Here is a 24,289-nt window from a genome sequence, read left to right on the forward strand (position 1 = left end):
ACTCTTTTCTTGTTGTACGTCCCAGAGGCGGCTGACGTTTCAAAACTCCGCTAACGTCCGGGAAGCGGCTGCCCTTGTCTCCGGCAGGCGCAGTCGTATATAGTCATGTATACTGGTAACAGTATGGGCGGTGCAGCAGAAATAGTACATAAGGGGAGCTGAAGGAAATGGGCAATATTGAAATCAGGCATGAGCCTCCTGCAGTGGAGCAATATCTGGCGCTGCGGCTGGAAGCAGGACTGAGTCCGATGAGCGCTGAGGGGGCGGCGGCTGGACTTCCGCGGTCCTGTTTTGCAGTAACATTGTATGAAGGTAACGTACTGGTCGGCATGGGCCGTGTGATCGGGGACGGCGGCTGCTTTTTTCAGGTAACAGATATTGCGGTTAAGCCCTCCTGCCAGGGCCGCGGTCTGGGAAAGCTGATTATGCGTGAGATCAGATCCTATCTGGATACGGTTCCGCAGCAGACCTATGTCAGTCTGATTGCCGACGGCGAGGCGTCCAAGCTGTATGCACAGTATGGCTTTGTTCCGGTTATGCCGGAGTCGCAGGGTATGTTCCTGCGGCGTTAAGAGAGGAATGAGCATACGCTTCAATGTAATTAAGGCGGGCATTCTACAGAATAGGCAGCTTAAATCCTCCCGCCCCGTACCAGTGAGGATGATGCGGCATTTTTAGGCGGGACGGTTTCAGATAGTGACTATGGGATAAATTAGACTTAAGGCATGCAGAAAGCGAGGATATAACAGATGGATGTTGTAGTACTAGGAGCGTCAGGAAAGATTGGACGGGCTATTGTGCAGGAGGCGTTAAAAAGAAAACATGAGGTGACGGCCGCAGTACGCAATCCGCAGTCAGTGGATATGGAGCATGAGCGTCTGAAGACTGCAGCCGTTGATATATTGGATCCGGATTCGGTAGCCGCCGTTGTCCGTGGACATGGCGAGGTGATCAGCGCCTTCGGGCCGAAGCCGGGACAGGAGAATGATCTGCTCCTTGCGGCAGATTCGCTGCTTCAGGGGCTGCGTACCGCCGGTGTGGAGCGTCTGATGATTGTCGGCGGAGCCGGCAGCCTTAAGACAGAATCGGGAGAGCTTCTTATGGATACAGCCGGGTTCCCGGAGTCCATCCGTCCGCTGGCTGCCGCCCATGAGCAGGCCTATATAAAGTACAAGGAATCAGAGCTGGATTACACATACATCAGCCCTCCGGCGGTCATTTCACCGGGCAGGCGGACAGGCAATTTCCGTATCGGCCTGGACCGGCTGATTGTGGACGAGGAAGGCCAGAGCAGCATCAGCATTGAGGATTTTGCGGTAGCTGTCGTCGATGAGCTGGAGGAAGGGAATTTCAGCCGGGAGCGGTTTACGGTGGCTTATTGATTTGTTGGTGTGAGGAGGCGGGGTAGGCTGCGGCAGGCGGGGGGATGGACGGAGGTAGAGATTGGAGATTTATTTGGAATTTATTGAAGGTTGGAGCCGGTCTGGGAAGTGAAAAGTCAAAAGTCAGAATTTCTGGGCTGAATGGGCTATATCTTACGTCTCGTCGGGCCATACTCCAATCTGCAATCTGGTATTAGCTGTTCTATAGAAAGCTGTTACAGGGGCGGGCGTACAGGTCAAGCTAAGTGGAAATTCTCCATCTAATTCTTCGATAAAGACCGGTATCACAATACTTGATGGAAAAACTCCACTTAAATGTGCCGGCACAGTCTCCAAAGGCCCTTATCCGCCTAAATAACGGGAGGAATTCCAACTAAAAATCCAAAATGATGAAAAAGAACGGAATTAAATGGAGGAAATCCAACTACGTTTGTGACACTCTCTCTGATTCAGCTTTGCCACGGCAAACCTGCACTTTTTCCAATAAATGTTCTTAAAACGGGCCGGGAACTGAATCTTTTGCAGTTTTACAGCAGAATGCAGGGGAGCGGGTTTTGGTCCGAAGCGCTGTATGAAATTCAATACTGCGATTCCCCGTTGCCGTCCGGGGCAGAGGTGCTTTTATCCGAGCGGCGCCGCCTCTGAAGCAAACATGGGCACGAAGCCCTTGGGCGGCTTTTACTCAGCTGATCAGGAGACTTGAAGTTTGTCGCGCTGGTGCCATACTTCCGGCAAACGCCGGAAATTGGAGAAACTCCGCTGATATGGAACGAAAGAGGTGTTCTGTTATGGATCTGGTGACTGCGGAAGAAATGCGGCAGCTTGACCGCATGACGATTGAGCAGCTGGGCATTCCTGCGATTGCGCTGATGGAGAATGCCGGGCGGGCGATCGCCGAAGAGATTATCGCGCTGTGCAGGCGCAGGAATGCGGCCGGCGCCGAGGCTGCCGCCGGTCTTGGAACCGGCGGCCCGGGCGTTCAGCCGCCGGGCTTTACGGTCAGCGGCGACGAAGCGCTGACCCTGGACCATGCCGAAGCCGAGCATTGGCTCATCCTCGTCGGCAAAGGCAATAACGGCGGCGACGGACTGGCCGCCGCCAGACACCTGCGTGAGGCGGGCATCGCCGTCACGCTGGTGTACGCCGCCGCGCCGGAGTCGCTGGCGGGCGAAGCCGCCCTGCAGCGGGATGCCGCTGCAGCGATGGGCGTCCCCGCCGCAGTCCACGGCAGGGACGCGGTGGACTTTGCCGCCTGCAGCGGCATTGTGGATGCGCTGCTCGGCACCGGCAGCGCGGGTGCCCCGCGCGGTGCCTATGCGGAGCTGATTGCCGCAGCGAACGCCAGCGGCAAGCCCATTGTGTCCGCGGACATCCCGAGCGGGCTGGACGCGGACACGGGGGAGACGCATGAGCCGTGCATTCATGCGTCGGTGACCGTGTGCCTCGCGCTGCTTAAGCGCGGGCTGGTGCAGTATCCCGGCGCGGAAGCTGCCGGGAAGGTGGTGGTCCGCTCCATCGGCATTCCCGCTGGCTTGGCCCGGACCTCCGGCGTGCAGGCCAGCCTGCTGACGCCGGAGGTGCTGCGGACACGTCTGCAGGTCGACGTGTCGCGCCGCCGCTCGCCCGAAGGCCACAAGGGCACTTACGGGCATGTCCTGCTTGCGGCGGGCAGCATGAACATGAGCGGCGCCGGGCTGCTTGCCGCCCGGGCGTCGCTCAGGATAGGCTGCGGCCTGGCCACCTGGGCGCTGCCCGGGAAACTGCTGCCGCAGGTGATCGGAGCCGTCCCGGAGATTATGCTGGCTCCTGCCGGCCGGGCGGAAGACGGGGACTGGAATGCCGGCACGGCTGCAGAAGTGCTGAAGCTGAGTGCCGGACGGGATGTCACGGCTGTCGGGCCGGGGCTCGGCCGGTTCGAAGGTGACCGGGAATGGCTGCGCACTTTATGGGAAGGGATCGGCTCCCCGCTGGTGATTGATGCCGATGCCCTGAATATATTGGCGGATGCGGATTACGGCGCATGGGCAGAGCGCAGCCACCCGGTAATCCTGACACCGCATCCGGGAGAGATGGCCCGGCTGGCGGGCCTTACTACAGCAGAGGTTCAGCGCGACCGGATCGGCCTGGCGCTGGACTATGCCCGGAAGCATGCTGTCATTCTGGTGCTGAAGGGGGCGCATACCGTAATTGCAACACCAGAAGGACAAGCCTATGTAAACATCACAGGCCATCCGGGAATGGGGACCGGCGGGGCGGGCGATGTGCTGACAGGCATGATCTCAGGTCTGCTGGCACAGGGACTGGAAGCTGCGCAGGCAGCAGCTTTTGGCGTATATCTGCACGGACTGGCCGGTGAGCGGGCAGCCCGTAACCGTCATGATCCTTCGGCCATTATTGCCGGAGATATTATCGAAGCGCTCTGAGCGCGGCGTTTTAGAGCAGCAGCAGGCAGAGCAGCGGCACGAACAGCGAGAACACGGGGAGCAGGAAGGGATGGCGTTCACCTGCCAGCTGGGCCAGGCGGAACAGCAGCAGCACCGCGATACCGGCAATGCCGCAGGTTATTGCATCCAGCCCCTGTTCGGAGGCCAGCCACAGGCCGGCGCCGAAGCCGGCAGCGGCATACAGCACCAGAGCCGGGCCGAGGGAAGAGGAGCGGAACATGTTCAGCAGCAGGTCCGCCAGCAGCGCTGCAGGCAGTCCGTAGGCGTAAATAGCGTAAGGAACAGAGACCGGCCATCCCTCGGGGACTCCACCGGTGTGCGGAAAGAACAGCATCAGAATGGCAACCAGCATGAAGGTCAGGCCGGCAGCCGACAGCTTGGCCAGTGCGTACAGACCGGCAGAAAGACGAACGGACGGAAGTTCATATCCTTTAATTTTGTTCATCATCACTACGTCCTTTCAAGGTGGGTAAGGAAGCTGCCGGGGACAGGCATTGTCCGGCGGCTCTTTAGCTTGTAACCATGTCCCCTCCGTTAACATGAATACAAGTGCCTGTCACGTAAGTGGAGTCGGGACCGGCCAGATAGACATAGGCTCCTGCCAGCTCGTAAGGCTGCGCCGCACGCCCGAAAGGCGTATCCGTGCCGAACACACTGACCTCTGCAGCCGAAAAGCTGGAGGGGATAAGCGGTGTCCATACGGGGCCGGGCGCAACGCTGTTTACACGGATTCCGTCATCAGCCAGCGACAGGGCAAGAGAGCGTGTGAAGGTGACGATCGCCCCTTTGGTAGCGGAATAATCAATCAGCTCCTTATGGCCCTGATAAGCGGTAATTGAGGCTGTGTTGATAATGGAGGCACCCCGCTTCAAGTGGGGCAAAGCGGCCTGGGCCAGAAAAAAGAACGGGAAAATATTGGTCTGGAACGTCTGGTAGAGCTGTTCCTCTGAAATATCCAGAAGGCTCTGCTGCGGATACTGTACGGCATGATTATTCACCAGAATGTCCAGCCTGCCGAAAGTGCGCACAGTCTGCTCTACCGCCTGAAAACAGCACTGCTTGTAGCGTAAGTCCGTCTCAATTCGCAGGCAGCGGCGTCCCAGCTCTTCAATGCGCCGCTGCGTGACTTCGGCATCCGAGGCTTCATAGAGATAGGCTATGGCGACGTCGGCTCCCTCTTTGGCAAAAGCAATGGCCGCAGCCTTGCCGATTCCGCTGTCCCCTCCGGTGATCAGGGCAACCTTGCCTTTGAGCTTTCCGCTGCCGCAGTGTTCCGGATTTTCGCTGATCGGGCGGGGTGACATAAGGCTTTCAAGTCCCGGCTGACGGTCCTGATGCTGCGGGGGAAAGGCGACAGGCTGCTTGCGGCATACCGTCTTTTCCCCGTAATAGGGATAAATGGGGTTCATTACACTTATCGTCCTCCTTGTGCTCTGTCTTTCTGTATATTGGTATGCATGCGCCCAGAAAAGCGTGCGCTGCTGCAGGGGAAGGCCGGCTTGTGTTTAGAGGGTTAGGGGAGCAGCGGCAAGCCAACCGGTGCATGAATTTCGCGCCGTCCGCTTTGATCAGATACTATGCCAGGCTAACGGTCTGTAGATCCGTTATTTCTGTCATAACGCTTCTTTTTCACAGCTAAAGGACCGTAGTCCTTTATTCCTTCACAAAAAGGTGTTTTAGCAAGGAATCTTGTTCAATAAGGGAGCTGAGGTTCGTTAGCCGCTCAAACCGTTCTCTTTTGCAGACATAAGGGAATCTGAGTCCGTTAGAGACAGAGGCGTAGTTGATGGAACGAAGCAGAGTATGGGGGAGCGTCTTGTTTCAAGACCTGTTGAAGTTGTGAGGTGGCGGATGGCGCGGGCTGCGGGATAGAGAAAAAATCAGGAAGTTGGGAAGCTTATGAATTACAGGCCGATGATTGCAGAGGATTACGAAGCCGCATACCGGCTGTGGGAGAACACTCCGGGGATGGGATTAAGCGAAGCGGACTCCAAAGAGGAGATTACCCGCTATCTGGAGCGCAATCCCGGGCTTAGCCTGGTATGTGAAAATAAAGACGGTTCACTTGCCGGAACCGCTATGTGCGGCCATGACGGGCGCAGAGGGTACATGTATCATGTCGCGGTAAGCAGCGAGTGCCGCGGCATGGGGATCGGGCGGGAACTCGCAGCCCGCTGCCTGGAAGGCCTGCGGAATGCGGGAATCGTGAAGTGCCATTTGATGGTTATTGAAGACAATGGGCCGGGACGCAGCTTCTGGTCAGGCATCGGCTGGCAGGAGCGGGACGGTATTGTGCTTTTTTCACAGAACTGCTGATTTACCCGGAAACTGTTACCCGTCAATGCCGCAGATCCGCAGTTCCATCCGCTGACAAGTAATGTAATGGGTGTAGCTTCGGCTTCCGTGCAGTATAATAGTTGGGCAGTATATTGCGAAAGCTGAGAGCGGGAGATAAGATCTATGCGTTTTAAAGATGTTTTTTCAATTATAGGGCCGGCCATGGTCGGTCCTTCCAGTTCGCATACAGCAGGAGCGGCACGGATCGGCAGAGCGGCCCGCCAGGTGCTGGGCGAGCTGCCGCGTGAGGCCGAGGTTATTTTTTTCGGTTCTTTTGCCGCAACTTATCAGGGACATGGTACGGACAGGGCAATCGCCGGGGGACTGCTTGATTTTGCAACCGATGATGTACGTCTGCCGGGCTCCATAGAGCTTGCAGCTGAAGCCGGAATGGAGATTTCTTTCCGGCAGGGGGCAGGCCTGTTTCCCCATCCCAATACGGTCCGTCTGCGGCTGGTCGGCAGCAGGACAGGAACTGAGCTGACGCTGACAGGGATCTCGATCGGAGGAGGCAATATAGAGATTGTGGACATCGACGTGTTTACGGTGAAGCTCACCGGTATGTACCCGACGGTGCTGATTCAGCATATGGATTACCTGGGCGTACTCGCCAGCGTTACCGATGTGATGCGCCGGGGTGAGTTCAATATCGGGCATATGTCTTTGGACCGGAAGAACCGCAGCGGTGCTGCATTAACGGTATTGGAGCTGGATGAAAGTGCCACGGCGGAGCTGCTGCAGGAGCTGGCCGCCCTGCCGGCTGTGAAATCCGTGAAGGTGGTTGATTTGAACGAAGTTACGCAAGAAGAGAAGGGGAAGGGAAGCACGTCATGAATTTTCAAACACTAAGCCAGCTGGCGGTATTATGCGAAGAGCGCGGAATGGGAATCGGGGCGCTTATGCTGGAGGAGCAGAGTGCGGAGTCCGGCCGCTCCAAGGAACAGGAATTTGCCACGATGAGCCAATATTACGGAGTGATGAAAGAAGCGGTCCACCGCGGCATGCATGAAGATACCACTTCACGCAGCGGCCTGACCGGCCTTGATGCACAGCGGGTGGCTGCCTACAATGCGGCGGATGAGCCTTGTCTCGGCGGACCGGCCGGCAGTGCTATGGCCTATGCCTTGGCCGTATCGGAAGTGAATGCTTCCATGGGGCGCATTATTGCTACTCCGACTGCCGGCTCCTGCGGGATCATTCCCGGTGTATTCCTCAGTTGCCAGGAGCGTTTTGACTGGGATGATGATTATATGGTATCCGGATTGTTCGCGGCGGGAGCAATAGGCTATGTTATCGCCAACAATTCCTTTGTATCCGGAGCAGAGGGCGGCTGCCAGGCTGAGGTCGGATCGGCTATCGGCATGGCGGCAGGCGCTCTGACTGAGCTGCGCGGAGGAACGCCTGCGCAGGCGGTGCATGCCGTAGGTCTTGCACTGAAGAATACCCTTGGCCTGATCTGTGATCCGGTGGGCGGCCTTGTGGAAATCCCGTGCATTGTAAGGAACGGCTTCGGTGCCGTGACCGCGCTCGCCGCCGCCGATATGGCACTGGCCGGCGTGCACAGCGTTATTCCTTCGGATGAAGTGATCAAGGTGATGCTGGAGGTCGGTTCAGCCATGCCGGAGAAGCACCGGGAGACGGCCGGAGGCGGGCTCGCCCAGACTCCGACCGGCCGCCAGATCATGAAGGATTTGCGGAACCAAAAATAATCCGCCTGTTTGTTTACAGCATCCGGAAGCGTTCCAGCTGCTCCCATAAGCCCTCCTGCCGGAGGATTTCCGGCTGCTTCGGTCCCATGAGATCGAAGTGGGGGAAAGGCTTGCGGTTGTGGATGTATTGTGCGGGCAGGCCATGGGACTTGCACCAGCTTCTCAAGCGGTCCAGATCGCTGCAGCCTACCTTGGTTACTGTTGTAATTCCCGGAAACCGGGGGTCAATCCAATAATGAGTCAGGAACGCGATCTCTCCGGCAGAGACCGCCTGTTTCCACTGGTTTAATTCTTCTCTGCTGATTCCGAAGGCCATAGCTGTCTCATCCTTTGTTTGGTCAGTAAAATTTGTGATTTGCGGCATGAACATCACAGAGCGGGCTGCCCGCTCCCGAAAGGAGGGGATTGTATGAACGGCCAGCTTAGAGCAGACATCCGGCCCGGGCTTGAGGTCGATATTGTGCTGAAGCAGGATCAGGCCTCAGGCAAGCTTACACACGGCACGGTCAAGGACATTCTAACCAACTCGCCGCGTCATCCGCACGGCATCAAGGTACGGCTGACAGACGGCCAGGTTGGAAGAGTGAAGAATATTACTGTTAAATGACAGATGTCTATATTTGAATTTATCACAAGCGCTCCGGTCAGGCTGCTGTCCCTATTTGGAACAGCATGCCCGGTCTCCGGGAGCGCTTTTGGTGCTTGACCGCGGCACCCGAAATGAAAGGATTATTGGAGGGAACGGCCCATAAACTCCTCCACATCACGGTCAGCCTTGGTCTGGTTGCACAAATTGCAGGCACAGACACAGTTATCTGGCGTGGTGTGCCCTCCCTTGGCACGGGGCAGAAGGTGGTCGATGGTATCCCCGTATAATCCGCAAAAGTAACAGGTGTAATTATCCCTGGTCAGGATCATATTCCTGAAGTCTTTATTGCTGTACAGGCGGCGGATCGTGCGGCGGTTAACAACCACTGCCGCATGCTCCTTCACGAGCGTCACCGCAAGCTCAAGGTCAATCTCCTGATGCCAGCGGCGCCCTTTGTCACTGTGGCCGCGCATCAGAATCATTCCCTTGAAGGAAGGCGTAAGAGCAGAGGCATCCTGCGGATCAGGTCTGGCCCCCTGCGGGTAAGGCTTCCGGTGCTGCTCGGTGCCGCGGTGGCGGGATCTGCCCTTGGCTCCCGGAGCCGTCTGTCCGGCCTTGATGTCTTTGCTGCGCTCCGGCAAGGAGTGCAGATGGGCTTTTGGCCCTGGCTGTGCAGATACGGCCGGAGCCTGGGGGATCTGCGCCGTCTGTCTTTTCTTTTTACGCTTTGCAGGCGCAGCTTCCAGGTCCTGCACCGGCACAGCCGCTGCAGTGTCAGGTGAACGGGACAGGGCAGCTGAGCCCGCAGCCGCCTGCTGCTTCCGGCATTCCCGGCAGGCCCCCCGGCGGGACTGCCCTTTGGACCTTTTTCCGGTCCGTCTGCGGAATTCAGAGAGCGGCTTATGCCCGTGGCAGTAAGCGCATTGCTTGGTTAGTGACGGTGACGGTTTGTTTTCGGTCATAGGTATGTGTGAAGGGAAGCCTTGCGGCAGCCCCCTGTCTCCTTATTTGTTCTGGTAACATTAGTATAACGTAAAGCGCGCCGCTTCACACCGCCTGCCGAATAAGCCTGTTCCCCCTTCATGTGTGACATCTGTCTTCGCCAGGGGGAGGAAAAACCTGTAAACTCTTCTGGAGATTCTTTAATTACATGAAATGGGGGATTGTATGGCGAACAGCGGGAAAAGGCCGGGAGCTGTAATTGTTCTGTATATTTTGCATGCTTTTCTGGGAATAGGGGCGATAGGCGGAGGACTGATGCTGATTGCCGACCCCAGCGGAGAGATGATGGGCATGCCGGCCTCTGTCCTCGAGAGATCACCTTTCGGGAGCTTTATCATCCCGGGTATTCTGCTGCTGCTCATCTTCGGGCTGCTGCCGCTGCTGGTGCTCTATGGACTGGTCAAAAAGCCGCAATGGAGCTGGGCCGAAGCGCTGACCCCCTTCCGGAAGCTGCACAGCAGCTGGTCGCTTTCGCTCTACATCGGCTTCGGGCAGATCATCTGGATAATGGTGCAGACTTACATGATGAATGCGGTATCTGCGGTCCATGTGTTCTACACTGGTCTGGGGATGCTGATCCAAGCCGTGACACTGCTGCCTGCGGTTCAGAAATATTTTATGCTGGACGGCCGTAACGAAAGAAGTTAGAATGGCAGTGAACAATTAAAGGGCTTACATTTGAGTCGGGGGAGTGAACCGGATTGACTACCATATATGATATTGCCAAAAGAACCGGTTACTCGCCGACGACGGTATCCAAGGCATTCAATAACTATTCCGATGTGCGGGAAAAGACGCGGGAGGAAATTCTGCGGACTGCCCGGGAGATGGGGTATCTGCCCAATGCCCATGCCCGCACGCTGACCACCAAGAAATCCTGGACCATCGGCGTATTGTTCGTGGAAGGCACAGGGGCGGGCTTCCGTCATCCATTTTTCGGTGCGGTCATTGAGAGCTTCAAGCAGGTTGCCGTAGCCAAAGGTTACGCCCTTATGTTTATCTCAAAGGATGTCGGCGGCAAGAAAAGCGGATATCTGGAGAACTGCCGGATTCATGGAGTCGATGGAGTGGTTGTATTTCTCTCTGAGTATGATGACCCTTATTTCAAGGAACTGCTGGAGAGCAATATCCCTACAGTTATCCTGGACTATGAGACAGCCTTATCCCATACGGTCTGTTCAGATAACGCAGCGGGTGCACAGCTGGCCGTGGAATATCTGGCTTCGCTCGGACACCGGAGGATTGCCCATATCAGCGGGGGAGAAGATACCTTTCCTGGACGGCAGCGTGAGCAGGGGTACAGGACAGCGCTTGAGCTTCAGGGGCTCGAAGTGCGGGAGGATTATATTGCCCTCGGTGCTTTTTATTCGCGGGAGGCCGGCTATGGCGCTATGCAGAGTCTTCTGGCGCTGCCGGAACGTCCGACAGCCGTCTTCGCTTCGGGTGACCTGCTTGCTTTGGGTGCGGTGATGGCTGCAAAGGACCAGGGACTGTCCGTTCCAGGGGATATTTCCGTTATGGGCTACGACGACATTGAGTTAGCCGGCTATGTTACACCTGCTTTGACGACAATCCGCCAGGATACCACAATGCTTGGTACAAGGGCTGCGGAAATTCTGCTCTCTTCGATCGGCAAAAGCCGGGAAGGACATGAAGCGCTGGTGCTTCCTGTTGAAGTCGTGGTGAGGGAATCCTGTGCGCCTCCAGGCGGCAATGAAGTTTGACGCCTGGGCAATTTTTTTTCTCAACAATCGAAACCGGTTTCGATTTGCAACCAATTCTTTCAGGGAGATGAATGGAATGGCCGCAGTTACAACAGTGGTAACCGCAAGAGATACGGGAGAACGGCTGAGCGCCAGGGAAGGCATCGTATTTCAAAGGTGTGAAGCCGGACGGAAAGCGGATGTGCAGCTGGATCCGGAGCAGGCGTACCAGACAATCATCGGTTTTGGAGGCGCTTTTACAGAGGCGGCAGCCTATACGCTGTCACGGATGAGCGCCGGACAGCAGGCTGAAATCATCCGCCGATATTTTCATCCGGAAGAAGGATTGAACTACAGCATGGGGCGTGTGCATATTCACAGCTGTGACTTCGCGCTCGGCAATTATACGTATGTGCAGGATGAGGATACAGAGCTGGCCAGCTTTGATATTTCCAGAGACCATAAGTGGGTGCTGCCGATGATCAAAGAGGCCATGGCGGTAAAAGGCGGCCCCTTCACGATGCTGGCCTCCCCATGGAGCCCTCCGGCCTGGATGAAGAGTAACGGGGAGATGAACAACGGCGGTTCGCTGAGGCCGGAATATGCGAAGGTATGGGCGCGATATTATACGAAGTTCATTGAGGCTTACCGCAAGGAAGGCGTTCCGATCTGGGCAGTTTCGGTGCAGAATGAGCCGGCTGCGGTACAAACCTGGGATTCCTGCATATACAGCGCTGAGGAGGAGCGGGATTTTGTCAAAAATCATCTCGGCCCGGCCATGCACGCTGCTGGGATGGATGATGTAAACATCGTGATCTGGGATCATAACCGCGACATTATGATTGAACGGGTAACCCCGATTCTGTCTGATCCGGAAGCTGCAAAGTATGTATGGGGTACCGGGTTTCACTGGTATGGCGGGGAAGAGTTCGGCAAGGTGGCCAAGACCCATGAGCTGTTCCCCGATAAGCATCTGCTGTTCACGGAAGGCTGTCAGGAGGGCGGTGTACGGCTGGGCGAATGGTTCACCGGAGAACGTTACGGCCGCAATATGATCGGCGACCTGAACGCGTGGACGGAGGGGTATCTGGACTGGAATCTGGTACTGGATGAGACCGGTGGACCGAACCATGTCGGGAACCTCTGTGATGCGCCGGTCATTGCCGATACCGTAACGGATGAGATTCATTTCAACAGCTCTTATTACTATATCGGTCATTTCAGCAAGTTTATAGCGCCGGGTGCCGTGCGGATCGGGCTGGAGTCAGCGGCGGAAGATGTGCTGTCGACCGCGTTCCGCAACCCTGACGGAAGCATCGCTGTGGTGCTGATGAATGAAGGCGAAGTGGACCGTACCGTAACGCTCGGTCTGGGGGAGATGCTGGCTGAATGCCGGCTGCCGGCTCACTCCATCACAACACATGTAGTTAGATAAGTGAAAACCAGGCTGAATGCTTCCGAAGCCGATTTTGCACGAAGCACGAAGCATATCGCTTTGAATTAACGCTCACAAAACTTTCAGGAGGTTCTATCATGAGCAATTATTATTTTGATAACGGTACTTTTGTGATGGAGGGGTTCCACGAATCCAAACCGTTTGCCAGCTTTCTTCCCGGACTCGCGGGGCTGAAGGGCATTCCGATGTGGACGTTCTATGTGAACCGGGGACAGGGGGTGTGCAGCTTCGGGGTCCGCGACAAAAACTCACCGATCATGGAGTTCTCGCCGGCAAGTATTTCTTATAAGAATGTAGCCGCTACAGGCTTCCGGACCTTCCTGAAGCTGGGGAATACCGGGGAGATGTATGAGCCTTTTCAATCCTCGCGGCCGGATGCCGCACTCCGGCGGACGATGACGATTCATCCGAACGGCCTGACCATAGAGGAGTTGCATGAAGGGCATGGACTAAGAACGAAAGTACATTATTTCAACCTGCCGAATGATGATTATGCCGCACTGGTCCGCCGGGTTGAGATTGAGAACACAGGCACTGCAGAGCTTGAGCTGGAGCTGCTTGACGGTCTGCCGGAGATCCTTCCCTTCGGTGTGGCGAACGGCGGTTACAAGGAAATGGGCAACCTGCTGCGCAGCTGGATGGACGTCTACAATCTGGAGAACGGGATTCCCTTCTACAAGCTGCGCTCCAGTACGAACGATGACGCAGAGGTTAGTGAAATTACAAGCGGGCATTTCTATCTTTCCTTTACAGGCGAAGATGAACAGCTGTCTCCTATCGTAGATTTCGAGCTTATCTTCGGGGGGAATACCTCGCTTGCCTTTCCCGACCGCTTCGCCGAAGTGAGTCTTGCGCAGCTGCTGGAGCAGCCGCAGTATCCGGTAAACAAGGTACCCTGCGGCTTCAGCGGGCTTGCGCGGAGGCTTGCACCAGGAGAGCGGCTTACCGTAAATACGATCATCGGGCATGTCAGCGACATTGCCAGGATTAACAATAAAGCTGCTGAACTCAGCCGTGATGCCTATATTACAGCCAAAGCCAAGGAGGCGGCCAGCCTGACCGAAGCGTTGACTGCAGACATCGCTACCCGCACTTCTTCAGAGCTGTTCGATGCTTACTGCCGGCAGTCTTATCTGGACAATTTTCTGCGCGGAGGCTATCCGTTTATCTTCGATAACGGGGGAGACGGCTTTGTTGTGCATCTCTATTCCCGCAAGCACGGCGATATGGAGCGGGATTACAACTTCTTCTCGCTGGCACCGGAATATTATTCCCAGGGCAACGGAAACTTCCGCGACATGAATCAGAACCGGCGCAACGATGTGTTCTTCCACCCGCAGGTAGGCAGCTTCAACATCAGAATGTTCTACAGTCTGATCCAGGCAGACGGTTACAACCCGCTGAGCGTGCAGGGCACCAGCTTTGAGATTGTTCCGGGCAAGGAGGACAGCCTTGCTGCCTTTATTACTGAAGCTGCAGAAGATCATCAAGAGGAGCTAGGCAGGCTGTGCGCCGCCAAGTTTACGCCCGGCAGGCTGATCAATTACATTGCCGATCACAATGTGAAGCTGAATGTAGGAGAGGAACAGTTCCTCAGCGGAGTGCTGGCCCTGTCACAGCAGAATATTGAGGCATCCTTCGGTGAAGGCTTCTGGTCTGATCACTGGACATACAATCTGGATCTCGTGGAGGGCTACCTGGAGATTTTCCCGGATAAACTGCAGGAGCTGCTGTTCGGGGATCAGACTTTCACCTTCTATGACAGTCCGGCTTATGTGCTGCCGCGCAGTGAGAAGTACGTGCTCAGCAAGGGGAAGGTCCGCCAGTACGGCGCCCTGCTGGAGGATGAAGAGAAGCTGCACCGGCTGCAGCGCAAAGCGGCTGATACCCATTGGCTGCGCACAGAAGGCGGATTGGGGGAGATCTACCGCACCAGCCTGTTCGTAAAAATGGTGTCTCTGGCCCTTAACAAATTCGCCACTTTGGATCCATACGGCATGGGTGTAGAGATGGAAGGCAACAAGCCCAGCTGGAATGATGCCATGAACGGGCTGCCGGGATTATTCGGCTCCGGCATGAGCGAGACGTTCGAGCTGAAGCGGATGGTGGCCTTTTTGCTGGAAGCGCTGGAGGATAAAGACACGGCTGCCGGAAGTGCGGCTTTCCCGGTTGAGATGGCCTGGTTCCTGGAGGGTACTCTTGAGGCTGTGAATGCCGTATTGGCAGAGGAAATTTCCCAGTTCCAGTACTGGGATCAGGTGGCTTCGGCCCGTGAAGCTTACCGGGAGAGCGTACGCTTCGGAATCAGCGGGGAAGAGCGGGAGGTAGCCTTTACCTTGATCCGTGATGCGCTGGGCAAATTTATGGTGAAGCTGGATCAGGGCATCAGCAGGGCTGTTGAACTGGGCGGTGGCCTGACCCCGACTTATTTCCGCTTTGAAGCGGTGTCCTTCGAGCCGGTTACAGATGATGCAGGGAAGCCGCTCATCAGCGGCTACGGTCTTCCGAAAGCGAAAGTGCTGGAGTTCAGGGCTTATGCGCTGCCTTACTTCCTGGAGGGGCCGGCCCGCTGGCTGAAGACGCTGGAGAGCACTGATCAGGCAAGGGAAATCTATACCCGGGTGAAGTCAACAGAGCTGTTCGACCGCGTCACTTCGATGTACCGGACCTCGGTTTCGCTTGAGGAGGAGTCGCATGAAATCGGGCGGATCCGGGCGTTTACTCCCGGCTGGCAGGAACGGGAGTCCAACTTCCTTCATATGTCCTACAAGTATCTGCTGGCGCTTTTGAAATCAGGATTATATGAGGAATTCTTCAGCGAGATGCGGACCTCGCTCATTCCGTTCCTGGACCCGGCTGTATACGGACGCAGCACCTTGGAGAATTCCTCGTTTATTTCAACAGGAGGAAATCCGGACCCGCATACGCATGGCCGGGGCTTCGTAGCCAGACTCAGCGGGTCTACCGCAGAATTCCTCAGCATGTGGAAAACAATGATGGCCGGAAGCACGCTTTTCTCGGTAGAGCAGGAGGAGCTGACGCTGACGCTGTCACCAGCGCTGCCGGGCTGGCTGTTCGATGAACAGGGCACGCTGTCATTCACTTTCCTCGGGGGCACCGAAGTCACTTACCATAATCCGCGGCGTGCCGATACCTTTGGTGCTGATCCGGTGGTTATTACCCATCTGACCCTGGTCTACCGGGATGGTACTGCCGGGGAGATTGCCGGCCGTCAGCTGCGGGGGGCGGAGGCGGAAAGGCTCCGCAGGGGCGAAGTGGCCTCCATTCTTGCGGTTATGGCATAGACAGACCATCAGCTTGACAGACGGCTTAGGGGACGGCCTGTCCCCTTTCTTTTTTACAGCCGAAAAATGAGCCCCCAAATACGAAATCTGAACCCTAGCGCAAATACGCCAACCCAACTACAATAAATACATAGAGCTGAAAGCGCTTTACACATAAAAACAGATAGGTATTCTGGAGGTCCATATGATGGAGAAAAAAAGAAATGCCGATGTAAATCCGGTCCTGATACCGCCGCTTCCGCCCGTAATCGAAACCGGTAAAGTTAACAAAAGCCCGCTCTGGAAAAGGCTTCTGGCTCAGAAGCATTTGCAGACCATGGCACTGCTCGGCGTGGTGTGGATGATTATTTTCAACTACATTCCGATGTACGGGCTGATCATTTCCTTCAAGGATTACAACATCGTCAAATCGATTGCCGAAGCGCCGTGGGTCGGACTTGAGCATTTCAGAGAATTTCTGGATGACGACGATCTGCCGAATGTAATCAAGAATACGCTCGGCATCAGCCTAATCAAGCTGCTGGTCGGATTTCCGCTGCCGATCATCTTTGCACTCTTTCTTAATGAGGTCCGTTCCCTCCGCTACAAAAAGGCGATCCAGACAATCTCCTACCTGCCGCACTTTCTGTCATGGGTAGTCCTGGGCGGGATCCTGGCGACTTGGCTGGCCGATGTGGGGATTATCAACAACATTCTGCTGGCGCTCAACGTCATTGACAAGCCGATTACTTATCTGGCAGAACCCAGCTATTTCTGGACGATCATCATTACCTCCGACATCTGGAAGGAGCTCGGCTGGTCGGCCATTATCTATCTGGCGGCAATCGCCGGAGTATCGCCGGAGATGTATGAAGCGGCTACAATTGATGGAGCCGGACGTTTTCAGAAAATGTGGTATGTCACACTGCCGTCGATCCGCTCAACCATCAGCATTCTGTTTATTCTTGCAGTCAGCGGTGTGCTCAATTCCAACTTCGACCAGATCCTGGTTCTGCGGAATTCACTTAACGACAGTGCAAGTAATGTTATCGATTACTATATCTACTATACAGGGATTGTCTCCAACCGCTTCTCCTATTCTGCGGCGGTCACCTTGATAAAGGCAGTCATCGCACTGATTCTGCTGCTGATTGCCAACCAGGTATCCAAAAAAATCAACGACACGTCGCTGTTCTAGAAGAAGGAGGATCTAAATCATGTTTTCTCTCAAACGCAAAACCTTAGGCGAGGCTGTATTCGACACCGTCAACAATCTGATCATGCTGTGCATCTGCTTTATCACTCTCTACCCGATCTGGTATGTGCTGGTTAATGCCTTCAACGACGGGAACGACGCCATGCTGGGCGGAATTTACTGGTGGCCCCGGATGTTCAGTCTGGAAAACTTCGACGCGGTATTCGCCAGTCCCGGCATTATGACGGCGATGGGTATTACAGTAGCCAAGACAGTGATCGGCGTGGTCGTTCACGTGTTCTTCACGGCGATGGTAGCTTACGCGCTGTCCCGCAAAGGCCTGATCGGCGGCAAATTCTACATTCTTCTCGGTACGATTACACTGTTCTTCAACGGGGGACTGATTCCGACCTTCCTGCTGAACCGGGATCTTCACCTGCTGGATAACTTCCTGGTCTATATTATTCCTGTAATGTTCAGCTTCTTTGACCTTATTATCTTCATGACCTTCTTCCGGGAAATTCCGGATGGGCTTGAGGAAGCGGCGCGGATTGACGGTGCCAATGACTGGTCGATTCTGCTGCGGGTGGTGCTTCCGGTATCGATGCCGGTCATTGCGACCATCGCCCTGTTCCACGGGGTGTACCAGTGGAATGACTATTTTGCAGGTATCATCTACATCAACAACCCGGATCTGCAGCCGATCCAGACTTATCTGTTCCGTGTGGTGGCCCAGTCCAGCTCCAACCAGATGATGGTCGCTGTGCAGGGCAGCGCTGCTACAAGAACCGTAACTTCCCAGTCCATCAAGCTCGCAACCATGGTTGTCACCACGCTGCCGATTGTCTTTGTCTATCCGTTCCTGCAGCGCTATTTCGTTAAAGGCATGATGATCGGTTCCATCAAAGGCTGATCAGCGGCCGTATTACACCGGTAACTCCTCCGGCATCCGCATTCTGCGGACCCGGGGTTGAGCTTATAACTAAATTCATAACATTTTAGAAAAGGGGTAAATAAGCATGGGCATGAAACGCAAGCCAAAATCCATGGTGCTGCTCTTGAGCCTGATTCTGGCATTATCGGCAACAGGCTGTGGAAATGGTAACAATGCCGGTAACAATGCCAAGGAAAACACGGGGAACAGTACGAACACAGCAGCAACAGAAAAGCCTGCTGCTGAGGCGACTGCTGCACCGGTATCCGCAGATGAGCCGGGCTGGAAAAGCGATACTTCACCAATCACCTTCGACTGGTATTTGAACTTCTCCTGGTTCCCTAATAAATGGGGCGTAGACCCGACCTCGCAGTATGTAACGAAAAAGACAGGGGTTAATATCAACTTTATCGTTCCTGCGGGCAATGAGAATGAAAAGCTGAACACCATGATTGCTTCCGGCCAGCTGCCTGATTTCATTACACTGGGCTACTGGGAAGATGCCATCAAGAAAATGATTGAGGGCGAAATGGTGCTTCCGCTCAACAAGCTGGCAGATGAATATGATCCGTACTTCTACAAGGTTTCCGATAAAGATAAGCTCGGCTGGTATACTCAACCGGACGGCAATGTATACGGTTATCCGAACTCTTCCTCTTCACCTGCCGATTATGAAAAATATGGCGAAAACTATGTATCCAACCAGACCTTCGTAGTGCGCAAAGATATTTATGAAGCGATCGGCAGCCCGGATATGCGCACACCGGAAGGCTTCCTGAACGCACTGAAGATGGCACAGGAGAAATTCCCGCAGGTTAACGGCCAGCCGCTGATCCCGCTCGGCCTGCATGAATTTACTGAGAACGGCAACGACTCCCTGGAAGGCTACCTGCAGAACTTCCTGGCGATTCCTTGGGAAAAGGACGGTAAAGTGTATGAGCGCGAAACCGATCCTGAGTACATCCGCTGGATGAAGACGCTCCGCCAGGCCAACCAGGACGGACTGCTGGCTAAGGATATTTTCATCGACAAACGGGCTCAAATGGAAGAAAAAATCGCTCAAGGCCGCTACTTTGCCATGCTGTACCAGCGTACAGACTTTGCTTCCCAGCTTGGAACGATCTTCCAGAAAAATCCTGAGCAGACCTACATTGCTGTAGACGGTCCTTCCAATACTGCACTGGATCAGCCTACGCTGAACGGTCCCGGGATCTCCGGCTGGACGGTGACCCTGATCTCCAAGAATGTAAAGGATAAAGCACGCGCCATCAAATTCCTCAGCTATCTGAACAGTGAAGAAGGAAATAAAGATTTGTATCTGGGTGAAAAAGGCGTCAGCTATGATACAATTGACGGAAAAGACCAGTTCCTTCCTGAGGCATTCGAGCTGATGAACAGTGACCGTGCGGCATTCGATAAGCAATATGGCTCCTCTTTCACCTTCTGGATGATGCAGAACACGAACATCACCGATCAATGGGCGCCTAAATCGGTAGAACCGTTCAAGCAGCTGGAAGACTGGACCCGCGGTAAGGCGATCAACACCTCCGAGTTCCAGCTGATTGACCCTACCGGCAACTCGCCGGAAGGCATTATTGCTACTGAGCTGAAAAGACTCCGCGGCAAAACGATGCCGAAGCTGCTGATGGCCTCCTCCGATGCTGAATTCGACGAAATCTGGAATGATTATCTCGCGAAGAAGGAGAAAGAAGGCTTTGCCACCTTCGATGCCTACAGACAGGGCAAATATGAGGAGAACAAAAAGAAACTCGGTATGGAATAGTATCAATTAAGACCCAATGGCCCGCTGACCGCGGGCTTTTGGGTTGTTTGCTGCAAATCTAGAGATTTACATGTTCTACGCAATAACGCAGGTAACGGGAGAGTGCGTATGCATAAACGGATTAAAGAGCTTTGGAGTTCCTTCAGCTACTGGTGGGGGCGCAGATCGCTGCAGAGCAGGCTGGTTGCCGCGTATATTTTTATTATTCTGGGCCCCAGCCTGCTGGTCTCCGTGTACTCCTTCAGAACGATCAACAATACGTATGTCCGCGATGCGGTGGACAAGAATGATTACCTGCTGCAGATGGAGAAGCTGCATATCGTTAACCAGATTGAAGTGATGGAGCGGGCAGCCCAGATCGCGGATTCTGACAAGGATGTGAAAAGCTATCTGTCCAACGGAAGTGCCATGACGCTGGGGGAGCTTGTGGATTTTAATACATCTACGTTTATCAACCTGAGCCGCATCCAGCTGAACAATCCGGGCATTGAGCATCTGCGGCTGTACTCGAACAACGAGAGCATGTATGAGATCTGGCCGATTATTCTGCGTGAAGACCGGGTGTACAAGGAGCCGTGGTATCAGGAAGCGCTGAAGCTTGAAGGCCGGGAGCTGTGGGTATTCCAGAACAATGACCCGGATGTGATGCAGCGCTACGTAAACCTGATGACGGAGGGGCAGCCCAAGGTGTCGCTCCTCCGTGCCATCAGCATTCCTGCAGGGCATCATGTCGGTATGATCCAGGTTGATATGATGCTGAACAATTTTACTCCCAAAACCTACACTGAGGTACGGGACAACCAGTCCCAGATGTTCATTGCCGATTCCGGAATGCGGCTGTTTACGCGTACGGATCAATCGTTTACGGAAGAATACAAAAATTTGGAGCATGCGATTGATGAACGGCTGCAGCACTACCGGGACACCGGGCAATGGAATATCCATTACAAAGAAAACGGCAACTCTTTCCTGCTGATTCATACACCGCTGGAGCGGATTGGTGCTTCGCTGATCAATGTGGTATCCATGGAGGATGTGATGAAGCATATCTCCCAGACCCGCAATCTGCTGATTGGCGCCAATATCGGCTTTATTTTTCTGGTGACTGCCATTGCTTATGTAATGAATGCTTTTATCCTGAAAAATCTGCGTCATTTGACCGAAACGATGAAAAAGGTGCGTAAAGGTGAGACCTATACGGGAATTACGATCCGCGGCGGCGGCGAGGTCGGCGAACTGGCACATCACTTCTCCAAGCTGATGAACACGGTGAATACACTGGTCGCCCAGGCTGTACACAAGCAGGCGCTGTCCAAGGAGGCTGAGCTGCGCACGCTGCACAACCAGATCGATGCCCATTTTCTCTACAATACGCTGGAGAATATCAAAATGCTGGCAGAGATTGAGAACCAGCGGGAAATTTCGGATGCCCTGACCTCGCTTGGCGGCATGATGCGCTACAACTTCAAATGGTCAGGCGAATATGTGAAGCTGCGCGATGAAATCCGCCATATCCAGAACTATATTGAAGTCATGAACATCCGTTTCGATCATATCATTGGGCTGGAGCTGAATATCGAGAACGCCTACCTGGAACTGGAGGTGCTGAAAATGTCGCTGCAGCCCATCGTGGAGAACAGTGTAAAGCATGCCTGGAGCGCAGACCGTGAAGAACGGGCCGACCGGCTCATCCGGATCGATGTATATGAAGCAGAAGGGGACATCTTTATTGCGCTGCGCGACAATGGGTACGGGCTGACCCCGGAGCGTCTCAAGACACTGCATGAGGCCATCTATGCCAAAGAGGAGGAGTCTGCGGCAGAGGCTTCCGGGTCCGGTACCGGCGGCTTTAAGAGCGGCGGTATCGGCCTGAGGAATGTACATCAGCGTCTGCAGCTGTTTTACGGCGAGGCGTACGGGCTGGAAGTGCACAGTGAAGCAGGCCAATGGACAACTGTGCTGATCACGCTGCCGAAAGTTCTTTTGATGGGGGATAAACGGGCATGAAGAATCTGCTGATTGTAGACGATGAAAGAATGATCCGACAGGGGCTTAAGGCCATGATTGAGCGTGAATACCCGTCCCGGTACAATATTGCTCTGGCAAGCAACGGTGCGGAAGCCCTGGAGCTGTTCAGGCAGGAACGCAGGGATATTATTATTACGGACATCCGGATGCCGGTGATGGACGGTATGGCACTGCTGGAGAATCTTTCAAAGGAGTCGCTGCCCGGCGAGGGGCCTGCTGTGGTGATTCTGAGCGGCTTTGACGATTTTGAATATGCCAAAAATGCCATCCGCCACCGGGTGAAGGATTACCTGCTGAAGCCGATCCGCCGTGAGGAGCTGTTCGACATCCTGGAACGGATCAACGAAGAGTGGAAATCCAGAGAGAGCAGCGCCCGCAGGCTGGCTCAGGAGCAGGCCGGCTACCGCAGAGAATTGCGTGCAGCCCGGCTGGGCGGCCTGCTGATGCAGGAGGATGTCGAGCCGTCGCAGGAGCAGCTGGAAGAGCTGCACAAACTGGAACGGCCCTTTAGTGTAGGTGTACTCAATTATTATTATAACGACGGCACGCGCATGAAGCCTGGAGAGGTACAGGGTCTGATCGAAAGGCTGACCGGGCCCTTGGAACAGAAGTTTATGGAGATTTTGACGGATTGGGAAGGGAAGCTGGTGCTGGTTGCCGGCGGTAAGGAAAGCTTTCTGGAGCTTACGAAGCAGGCAGCCGCAAAGGATCTGAAGGGCCTGACCGCCGGGATCGGAAGAAGCACCGGGAATCCGGAGGATTTCCGCAGCAGCTATAAGGAAGCCTGCCGGGCGCTGCAGTATACCTTTCTGTCGCCCCAGGCAAATTTTGTGGACTATGAAAGTATCCGGGAAGGCAGGCTCAGCTTTGCTTCTCCCGAGAAGGAGCTGCATAAGCTGCTCAATATGCTGGGCACAGACCGCGAGAAGGAAATGAAGGCGCTGCTCGGCGTTATTTTTCAGACAGAGCATTTATCCGAGCTGGATTTGTCTTATCTGGAGAGTGTGGGCCGGAGCATTAATGAGCGGGTGCTTGATGAAATATTCCGTGTCCACGGGGAAGCTTCGGTAGAAGTGCTGAAATTGTACCGCACAGTCGGCAATCTGTATAATTTCCGCCATTTCCATGACTATTACCGGGCACTGGAGCATTTGCTCATCAGTGTGAACGATTATATTATAGGGTTAAGATCAGCCCATACCGAGCATGCGGACATGAGAAAAGCGCTGGACTATATCGAGGTAAATTATGCCCGTCCGCTGAATATGGCGATGGTAAGCAATCATGTCTCTCTTAACTATTCGTATTTCAGTGAGGCTTTTAAGGCATATACCGGCGAAAGCTTTGTCCTGTATCTCAAAAAGGTCCGCATCCGGCATGCCAAAACTCTGCTGGCAGAGAACCTTATCAAGCTGGGCGAAGTTTCCGAAGCCGTCGGCTTTGAGAACAGCAAACAGTTTACCCGCGTGTTCAAGGAGCTGGAGGGGATTTCTCCGGGCGAATACCGGGCGAAGCGCTTAATGGAGCAGGGATCCGGGCGGACCGGGGAGGACTCCTAGCAGCGGGGACGACGTATTTTGCTCAGGGAATGTGGTCTGTAACTATTGTGGAGGGTTTAGTATATGGAAGTATTGAAAGGGAATTTAATCACCATAGAGACGCTGGCAGCAGATTTCCTCAGGCTGGGTGTAAAGGAAGGGATGACTGTGCTGCTGCATTCCTCCTTCAAATCATTGGGGCAATTCGTAGTCGGCGGTCCCGCAGCGGTCATTCTGGCCCTGGAACAGGTGCTGGGAGAAGAGGGGACACTCGTGATGCCGACACAATCAGCGGATCTGTCCGATCCGGCGGGCTGGAGTAATCCTCCCGTGCCTGAGGAGTGGTGGCAGACGATCCGTGAGCAGACACCGGCTTATGATCCGGACATGACCCTGCTCCGGGGAATGGGCATCATTCCCGATACCTTCCGCAAGCAGAAGGGCGTCAAACGCAGCGGCCATCCGATCGACTCCTTTGCCGCCTGGGGCAGGCACCGGGATGAAATCATTGACGGCCACAGCCTGGACTATCCCTTTGGCGAAGCTTCACCGCTGGCCCGGATCTATGAACTGAACGGCAGTGTATTACTGCTGGGCGTAGATCATCTCAGCAACACATCCCTTCATCTCTCGGAGCACAGGGCGGATTATGCCGGAAAGCAGGAGATCACTTCCGGAGCGCCCATGATGGTGGACGGTGTCAGACAATGGGTGGAATTCAAAGATTACAACTGGAACTGTGATGATTTTGCCCAGCTTGCTGCGGATTTTCAGCAGAACACCGGACAAATTACATACGGCACTATAGCGGCAGCAGCTGCCCAGCTTATTCCGCAGCGGGAAATTGTCGATTATGGGACAGAGTGGCTGAAGCGGAACCGGAAGTAGTTAACGGATATTATGTT

21 protein-coding genes are annotated in these 24,289 nt (G+C 54.7%); 17 read left to right on the top strand and 4 right to left on the bottom strand.

Translation table 11 applies throughout. From position 1 onward, the window contains the following. Positions 1-167: 167 nt before the first annotated feature. From C2I18_RS13990 to C2I18_RS14000, 3 genes are all read left to right on the top strand, one after another. Positions 168-572, top strand: coding sequence for a GNAT family N-acetyltransferase (locus C2I18_RS13990; protein WP_249901746.1), 405 nt, complete (start codon positions 168-170; stop codon positions 570-572). Between the two features lie 177 nt (positions 573-749). Then, positions 750-1,382, top strand: a complete 633-nt coding sequence (locus C2I18_RS13995; RefSeq protein ID WP_249901747.1) for an NAD(P)-dependent oxidoreductase — start codon at positions 750-752, stop codon at positions 1,380-1,382. Positions 1,383-2,170: 788 nt separating this feature from the next. Further along, on the top strand, positions 2,171-3,805 hold the full coding sequence (locus tag C2I18_RS14000; RefSeq protein ID WP_249901748.1) for an NAD(P)H-hydrate dehydratase: 1,635 nt from the start codon (positions 2,171-2,173) through the stop codon (positions 3,803-3,805). Positions 3,806-3,815: 10 nt separating this feature from the next. Here C2I18_RS14000 and C2I18_RS14005 read toward each other — a convergent pair whose 3' ends face one another. Together C2I18_RS14005 and C2I18_RS14010 are read right to left on the bottom strand one after the other, a co-directional pair. Beyond that, on the bottom strand, positions 3,816-4,274 hold the full coding sequence (locus C2I18_RS14005) for a hypothetical protein (RefSeq protein ID WP_249901749.1): 459 nt from the start codon (positions 4,272-4,274) through the stop codon (positions 3,816-3,818). 61 nt (positions 4,275-4,335) lie between these two features. After that, positions 4,336-5,235: an SDR family oxidoreductase gene (locus tag C2I18_RS14010; RefSeq protein WP_249901750.1), complete on the bottom strand. Its 900-nt coding sequence runs from the start codon at positions 5,233-5,235 to the stop codon at positions 4,336-4,338. Between the two features lie 490 nt (positions 5,236-5,725). On the opposite strand from C2I18_RS14010, the gene C2I18_RS14015 reads away from it, so the two are divergent. From C2I18_RS14015 to sdaAA, 3 genes are all read left to right on the top strand, one after another. After that, on the top strand, positions 5,726-6,142 hold the full coding sequence (locus C2I18_RS14015; protein WP_249901751.1) for a GNAT family N-acetyltransferase: 417 nt from the start codon (positions 5,726-5,728) through the stop codon (positions 6,140-6,142). A 144-nt stretch (positions 6,143-6,286) separates the two neighbouring features. After that, a complete protein-coding gene (sdaAB, locus tag C2I18_RS14020) occupies positions 6,287-6,997 on the top strand; it encodes an L-serine ammonia-lyase, iron-sulfur-dependent subunit beta (RefSeq protein ID WP_249901752.1) in 711 nt (236 codons plus the stop codon). Continuing rightward, the gene (gene sdaAA, locus C2I18_RS14025; protein ID WP_249901753.1) at positions 6,994-7,872 is read left to right on the top strand and encodes an L-serine ammonia-lyase, iron-sulfur-dependent, subunit alpha; all 879 of its coding nucleotides are present in this window, start codon (positions 6,994-6,996) and stop codon (positions 7,870-7,872) included. Before sdaAB ends, sdaAA begins: the two co-directional genes overlap by 4 nt. 13 nt (positions 7,873-7,885) lie before the next feature. Here sdaAA and C2I18_RS14030 read toward each other — a convergent pair whose 3' ends face one another. Further along, complete coding sequence (locus tag C2I18_RS14030) at positions 7,886-8,188, bottom strand: hypothetical protein (RefSeq protein WP_249902122.1); 303 nt, start codon at positions 8,186-8,188, stop codon at positions 7,886-7,888. Positions 8,189-8,281: 93 nt separating this feature from the next. Here C2I18_RS14030 and C2I18_RS14035 point away from each other — a divergent pair, with 93 nt between their 5' ends. Next, on the top strand, positions 8,282-8,479 hold the full coding sequence (locus C2I18_RS14035; protein ID WP_249901754.1) for a YwbE family protein: 198 nt from the start codon (positions 8,282-8,284) through the stop codon (positions 8,477-8,479). 122 nt (positions 8,480-8,601) lie between these two features. Here C2I18_RS14035 and C2I18_RS14040 read toward each other — a convergent pair whose 3' ends face one another. Next, on the bottom strand, positions 8,602-9,423 hold the full coding sequence (locus C2I18_RS14040) for an HNH endonuclease (protein WP_249901755.1): 822 nt from the start codon (positions 9,421-9,423) through the stop codon (positions 8,602-8,604). Between the two features lie 205 nt (positions 9,424-9,628). Between C2I18_RS14040 and C2I18_RS14045 the strand changes: the two genes are divergently transcribed. The 10 genes from C2I18_RS14045 (at position 9,629) to C2I18_RS14090 (ending at position 24,272) form a co-directional block, all read left to right on the top strand. Then, positions 9,629-10,111, top strand: coding sequence for a hypothetical protein (locus C2I18_RS14045; RefSeq protein WP_249901756.1), 483 nt, complete (start codon positions 9,629-9,631; stop codon positions 10,109-10,111). A 53-nt stretch (positions 10,112-10,164) separates the two neighbouring features. Next, positions 10,165-11,187, top strand: coding sequence for a LacI family DNA-binding transcriptional regulator (locus tag C2I18_RS14050; RefSeq protein WP_249901757.1), 1,023 nt, complete (start codon positions 10,165-10,167; stop codon positions 11,185-11,187). Positions 11,188-11,263: 76 nt separating this feature from the next. Beyond that, complete coding sequence (locus C2I18_RS14055) at positions 11,264-12,601, top strand: glycoside hydrolase family 30 protein (protein WP_249901758.1); 1,338 nt, start codon at positions 11,264-11,266, stop codon at positions 12,599-12,601. 98 nt (positions 12,602-12,699) lie between these two features. After that, positions 12,700-15,927: a cellobiose phosphorylase gene (locus C2I18_RS14060; protein ID WP_249901759.1), complete on the top strand. Its 3,228-nt coding sequence runs from the start codon at positions 12,700-12,702 to the stop codon at positions 15,925-15,927. A 184-nt stretch (positions 15,928-16,111) separates the two neighbouring features. Further along, positions 16,112-17,104: an ABC transporter permease gene (locus C2I18_RS14065; RefSeq protein WP_481857909.1), complete on the top strand. Its 993-nt coding sequence runs from the start codon at positions 16,112-16,114 to the stop codon at positions 17,102-17,104. A 19-nt stretch (positions 17,105-17,123) separates the two neighbouring features. Next, complete coding sequence (locus tag C2I18_RS14070) at positions 17,124-18,014, top strand: carbohydrate ABC transporter permease (protein WP_249901760.1); 891 nt, start codon at positions 17,124-17,126, stop codon at positions 18,012-18,014. 106 nt (positions 18,015-18,120) lie between these two features. Beyond that, positions 18,121-19,818, top strand: a complete 1,698-nt coding sequence (locus C2I18_RS14075) for a type 2 periplasmic-binding domain-containing protein (protein WP_249901761.1) — start codon at positions 18,121-18,123, stop codon at positions 19,816-19,818. Between the two features lie 108 nt (positions 19,819-19,926). Continuing rightward, positions 19,927-21,825: a cache domain-containing sensor histidine kinase gene (locus C2I18_RS14080; RefSeq protein WP_249901762.1), complete on the top strand. Its 1,899-nt coding sequence runs from the start codon at positions 19,927-19,929 to the stop codon at positions 21,823-21,825. Continuing rightward, entirely contained in the window at positions 21,822-23,405 is a 1,584-nt protein-coding gene (locus tag C2I18_RS14085; RefSeq protein ID WP_249901763.1) for a response regulator, read from the top strand. The genes C2I18_RS14080 and C2I18_RS14085 overlap by 4 nt, the downstream gene beginning before the upstream one ends. A gap of 63 nt (positions 23,406-23,468) precedes the next feature. Beyond that, positions 23,469-24,272 (top strand): AAC(3) family N-acetyltransferase, encoded by an 804-nt coding sequence (locus tag C2I18_RS14090; RefSeq protein WP_249901764.1) that lies wholly within the window; start codon positions 23,469-23,471, stop codon positions 24,270-24,272. The last annotated feature ends 17 nt before the right edge of the window (positions 24,273-24,289 follow it).

It is taken from the genome of Paenibacillus sp. PK3_47 (assembly GCF_023520895.1).
Lineage (GTDB): Bacteria > Bacillota > Bacilli > Paenibacillales > Paenibacillaceae > Paenibacillus_AQ.

Bases quoted from the DNA above. Each gene is read 5' to 3' on its own strand.
- C2I18_RS14005 (WP_249901749.1), bottom strand. From the start codon at position 4,274: ATGATGAACAAAATTAAAGGATATGAACTTCCGTCCGTTCGTCTTTCT.
- C2I18_RS14010 (WP_249901750.1), bottom strand. From the start codon at position 5,235: ATGAACCCCATTTATCCCTATTACGGGGAAAAGACGGTATGCCGCAAG.
- C2I18_RS14075 (WP_249901761.1), top strand. From the start codon at position 18,121: ATGGGCATGAAACGCAAGCCAAAATCCATGGTGCTGCTCTTGAGCCTG.
- C2I18_RS14030 (WP_249902122.1), bottom strand. From the start codon at position 8,188: ATGGCCTTCGGAATCAGCAGAGAAGAATTAAACCAGTGGAAACAGGCG.
- C2I18_RS13990 (WP_249901746.1), top strand. From the start codon at position 168: ATGGGCAATATTGAAATCAGGCATGAGCCTCCTGCAGTGGAGCAATAT.
- C2I18_RS14070 (WP_249901760.1), top strand. From the start codon at position 17,124: ATGTTTTCTCTCAAACGCAAAACCTTAGGCGAGGCTGTATTCGACACC.
- C2I18_RS14065 (WP_481857909.1), top strand. From the start codon at position 16,112: ATGATGGAGAAAAAAAGAAATGCCGATGTAAATCCGGTCCTGATACCG.
- C2I18_RS14015 (WP_249901751.1), top strand. From the start codon at position 5,726: ATGAATTACAGGCCGATGATTGCAGAGGATTACGAAGCCGCATACCGG.
- C2I18_RS14085 (WP_249901763.1), top strand. From the start codon at position 21,822: ATGAAGAATCTGCTGATTGTAGACGATGAAAGAATGATCCGACAGGGG.
- C2I18_RS14090 (WP_249901764.1), top strand. From the start codon at position 23,469: ATGGAAGTATTGAAAGGGAATTTAATCACCATAGAGACGCTGGCAGCA.
- C2I18_RS14035 (WP_249901754.1), top strand. From the start codon at position 8,282: ATGAACGGCCAGCTTAGAGCAGACATCCGGCCCGGGCTTGAGGTCGAT.
- C2I18_RS14045 (WP_249901756.1), top strand. From the start codon at position 9,629: ATGGCGAACAGCGGGAAAAGGCCGGGAGCTGTAATTGTTCTGTATATT.
- C2I18_RS14080 (WP_249901762.1), top strand. From the start codon at position 19,927: ATGCATAAACGGATTAAAGAGCTTTGGAGTTCCTTCAGCTACTGGTGG.
- sdaAA (WP_249901753.1), top strand. From the start codon at position 6,994: ATGAATTTTCAAACACTAAGCCAGCTGGCGGTATTATGCGAAGAGCGC.
- C2I18_RS14040 (WP_249901755.1), bottom strand. From the start codon at position 9,423: ATGACCGAAAACAAACCGTCACCGTCACTAACCAAGCAATGCGCTTAC.
- sdaAB (WP_249901752.1), top strand. From the start codon at position 6,287: ATGCGTTTTAAAGATGTTTTTTCAATTATAGGGCCGGCCATGGTCGGT.
- C2I18_RS13995 (WP_249901747.1), top strand. From the start codon at position 750: ATGGATGTTGTAGTACTAGGAGCGTCAGGAAAGATTGGACGGGCTATT.
- C2I18_RS14060 (WP_249901759.1), top strand. From the start codon at position 12,700: ATGAGCAATTATTATTTTGATAACGGTACTTTTGTGATGGAGGGGTTC.
- C2I18_RS14055 (WP_249901758.1), top strand. From the start codon at position 11,264: ATGGCCGCAGTTACAACAGTGGTAACCGCAAGAGATACGGGAGAACGG.
- C2I18_RS14000 (WP_249901748.1), top strand. From the start codon at position 2,171: ATGGATCTGGTGACTGCGGAAGAAATGCGGCAGCTTGACCGCATGACG.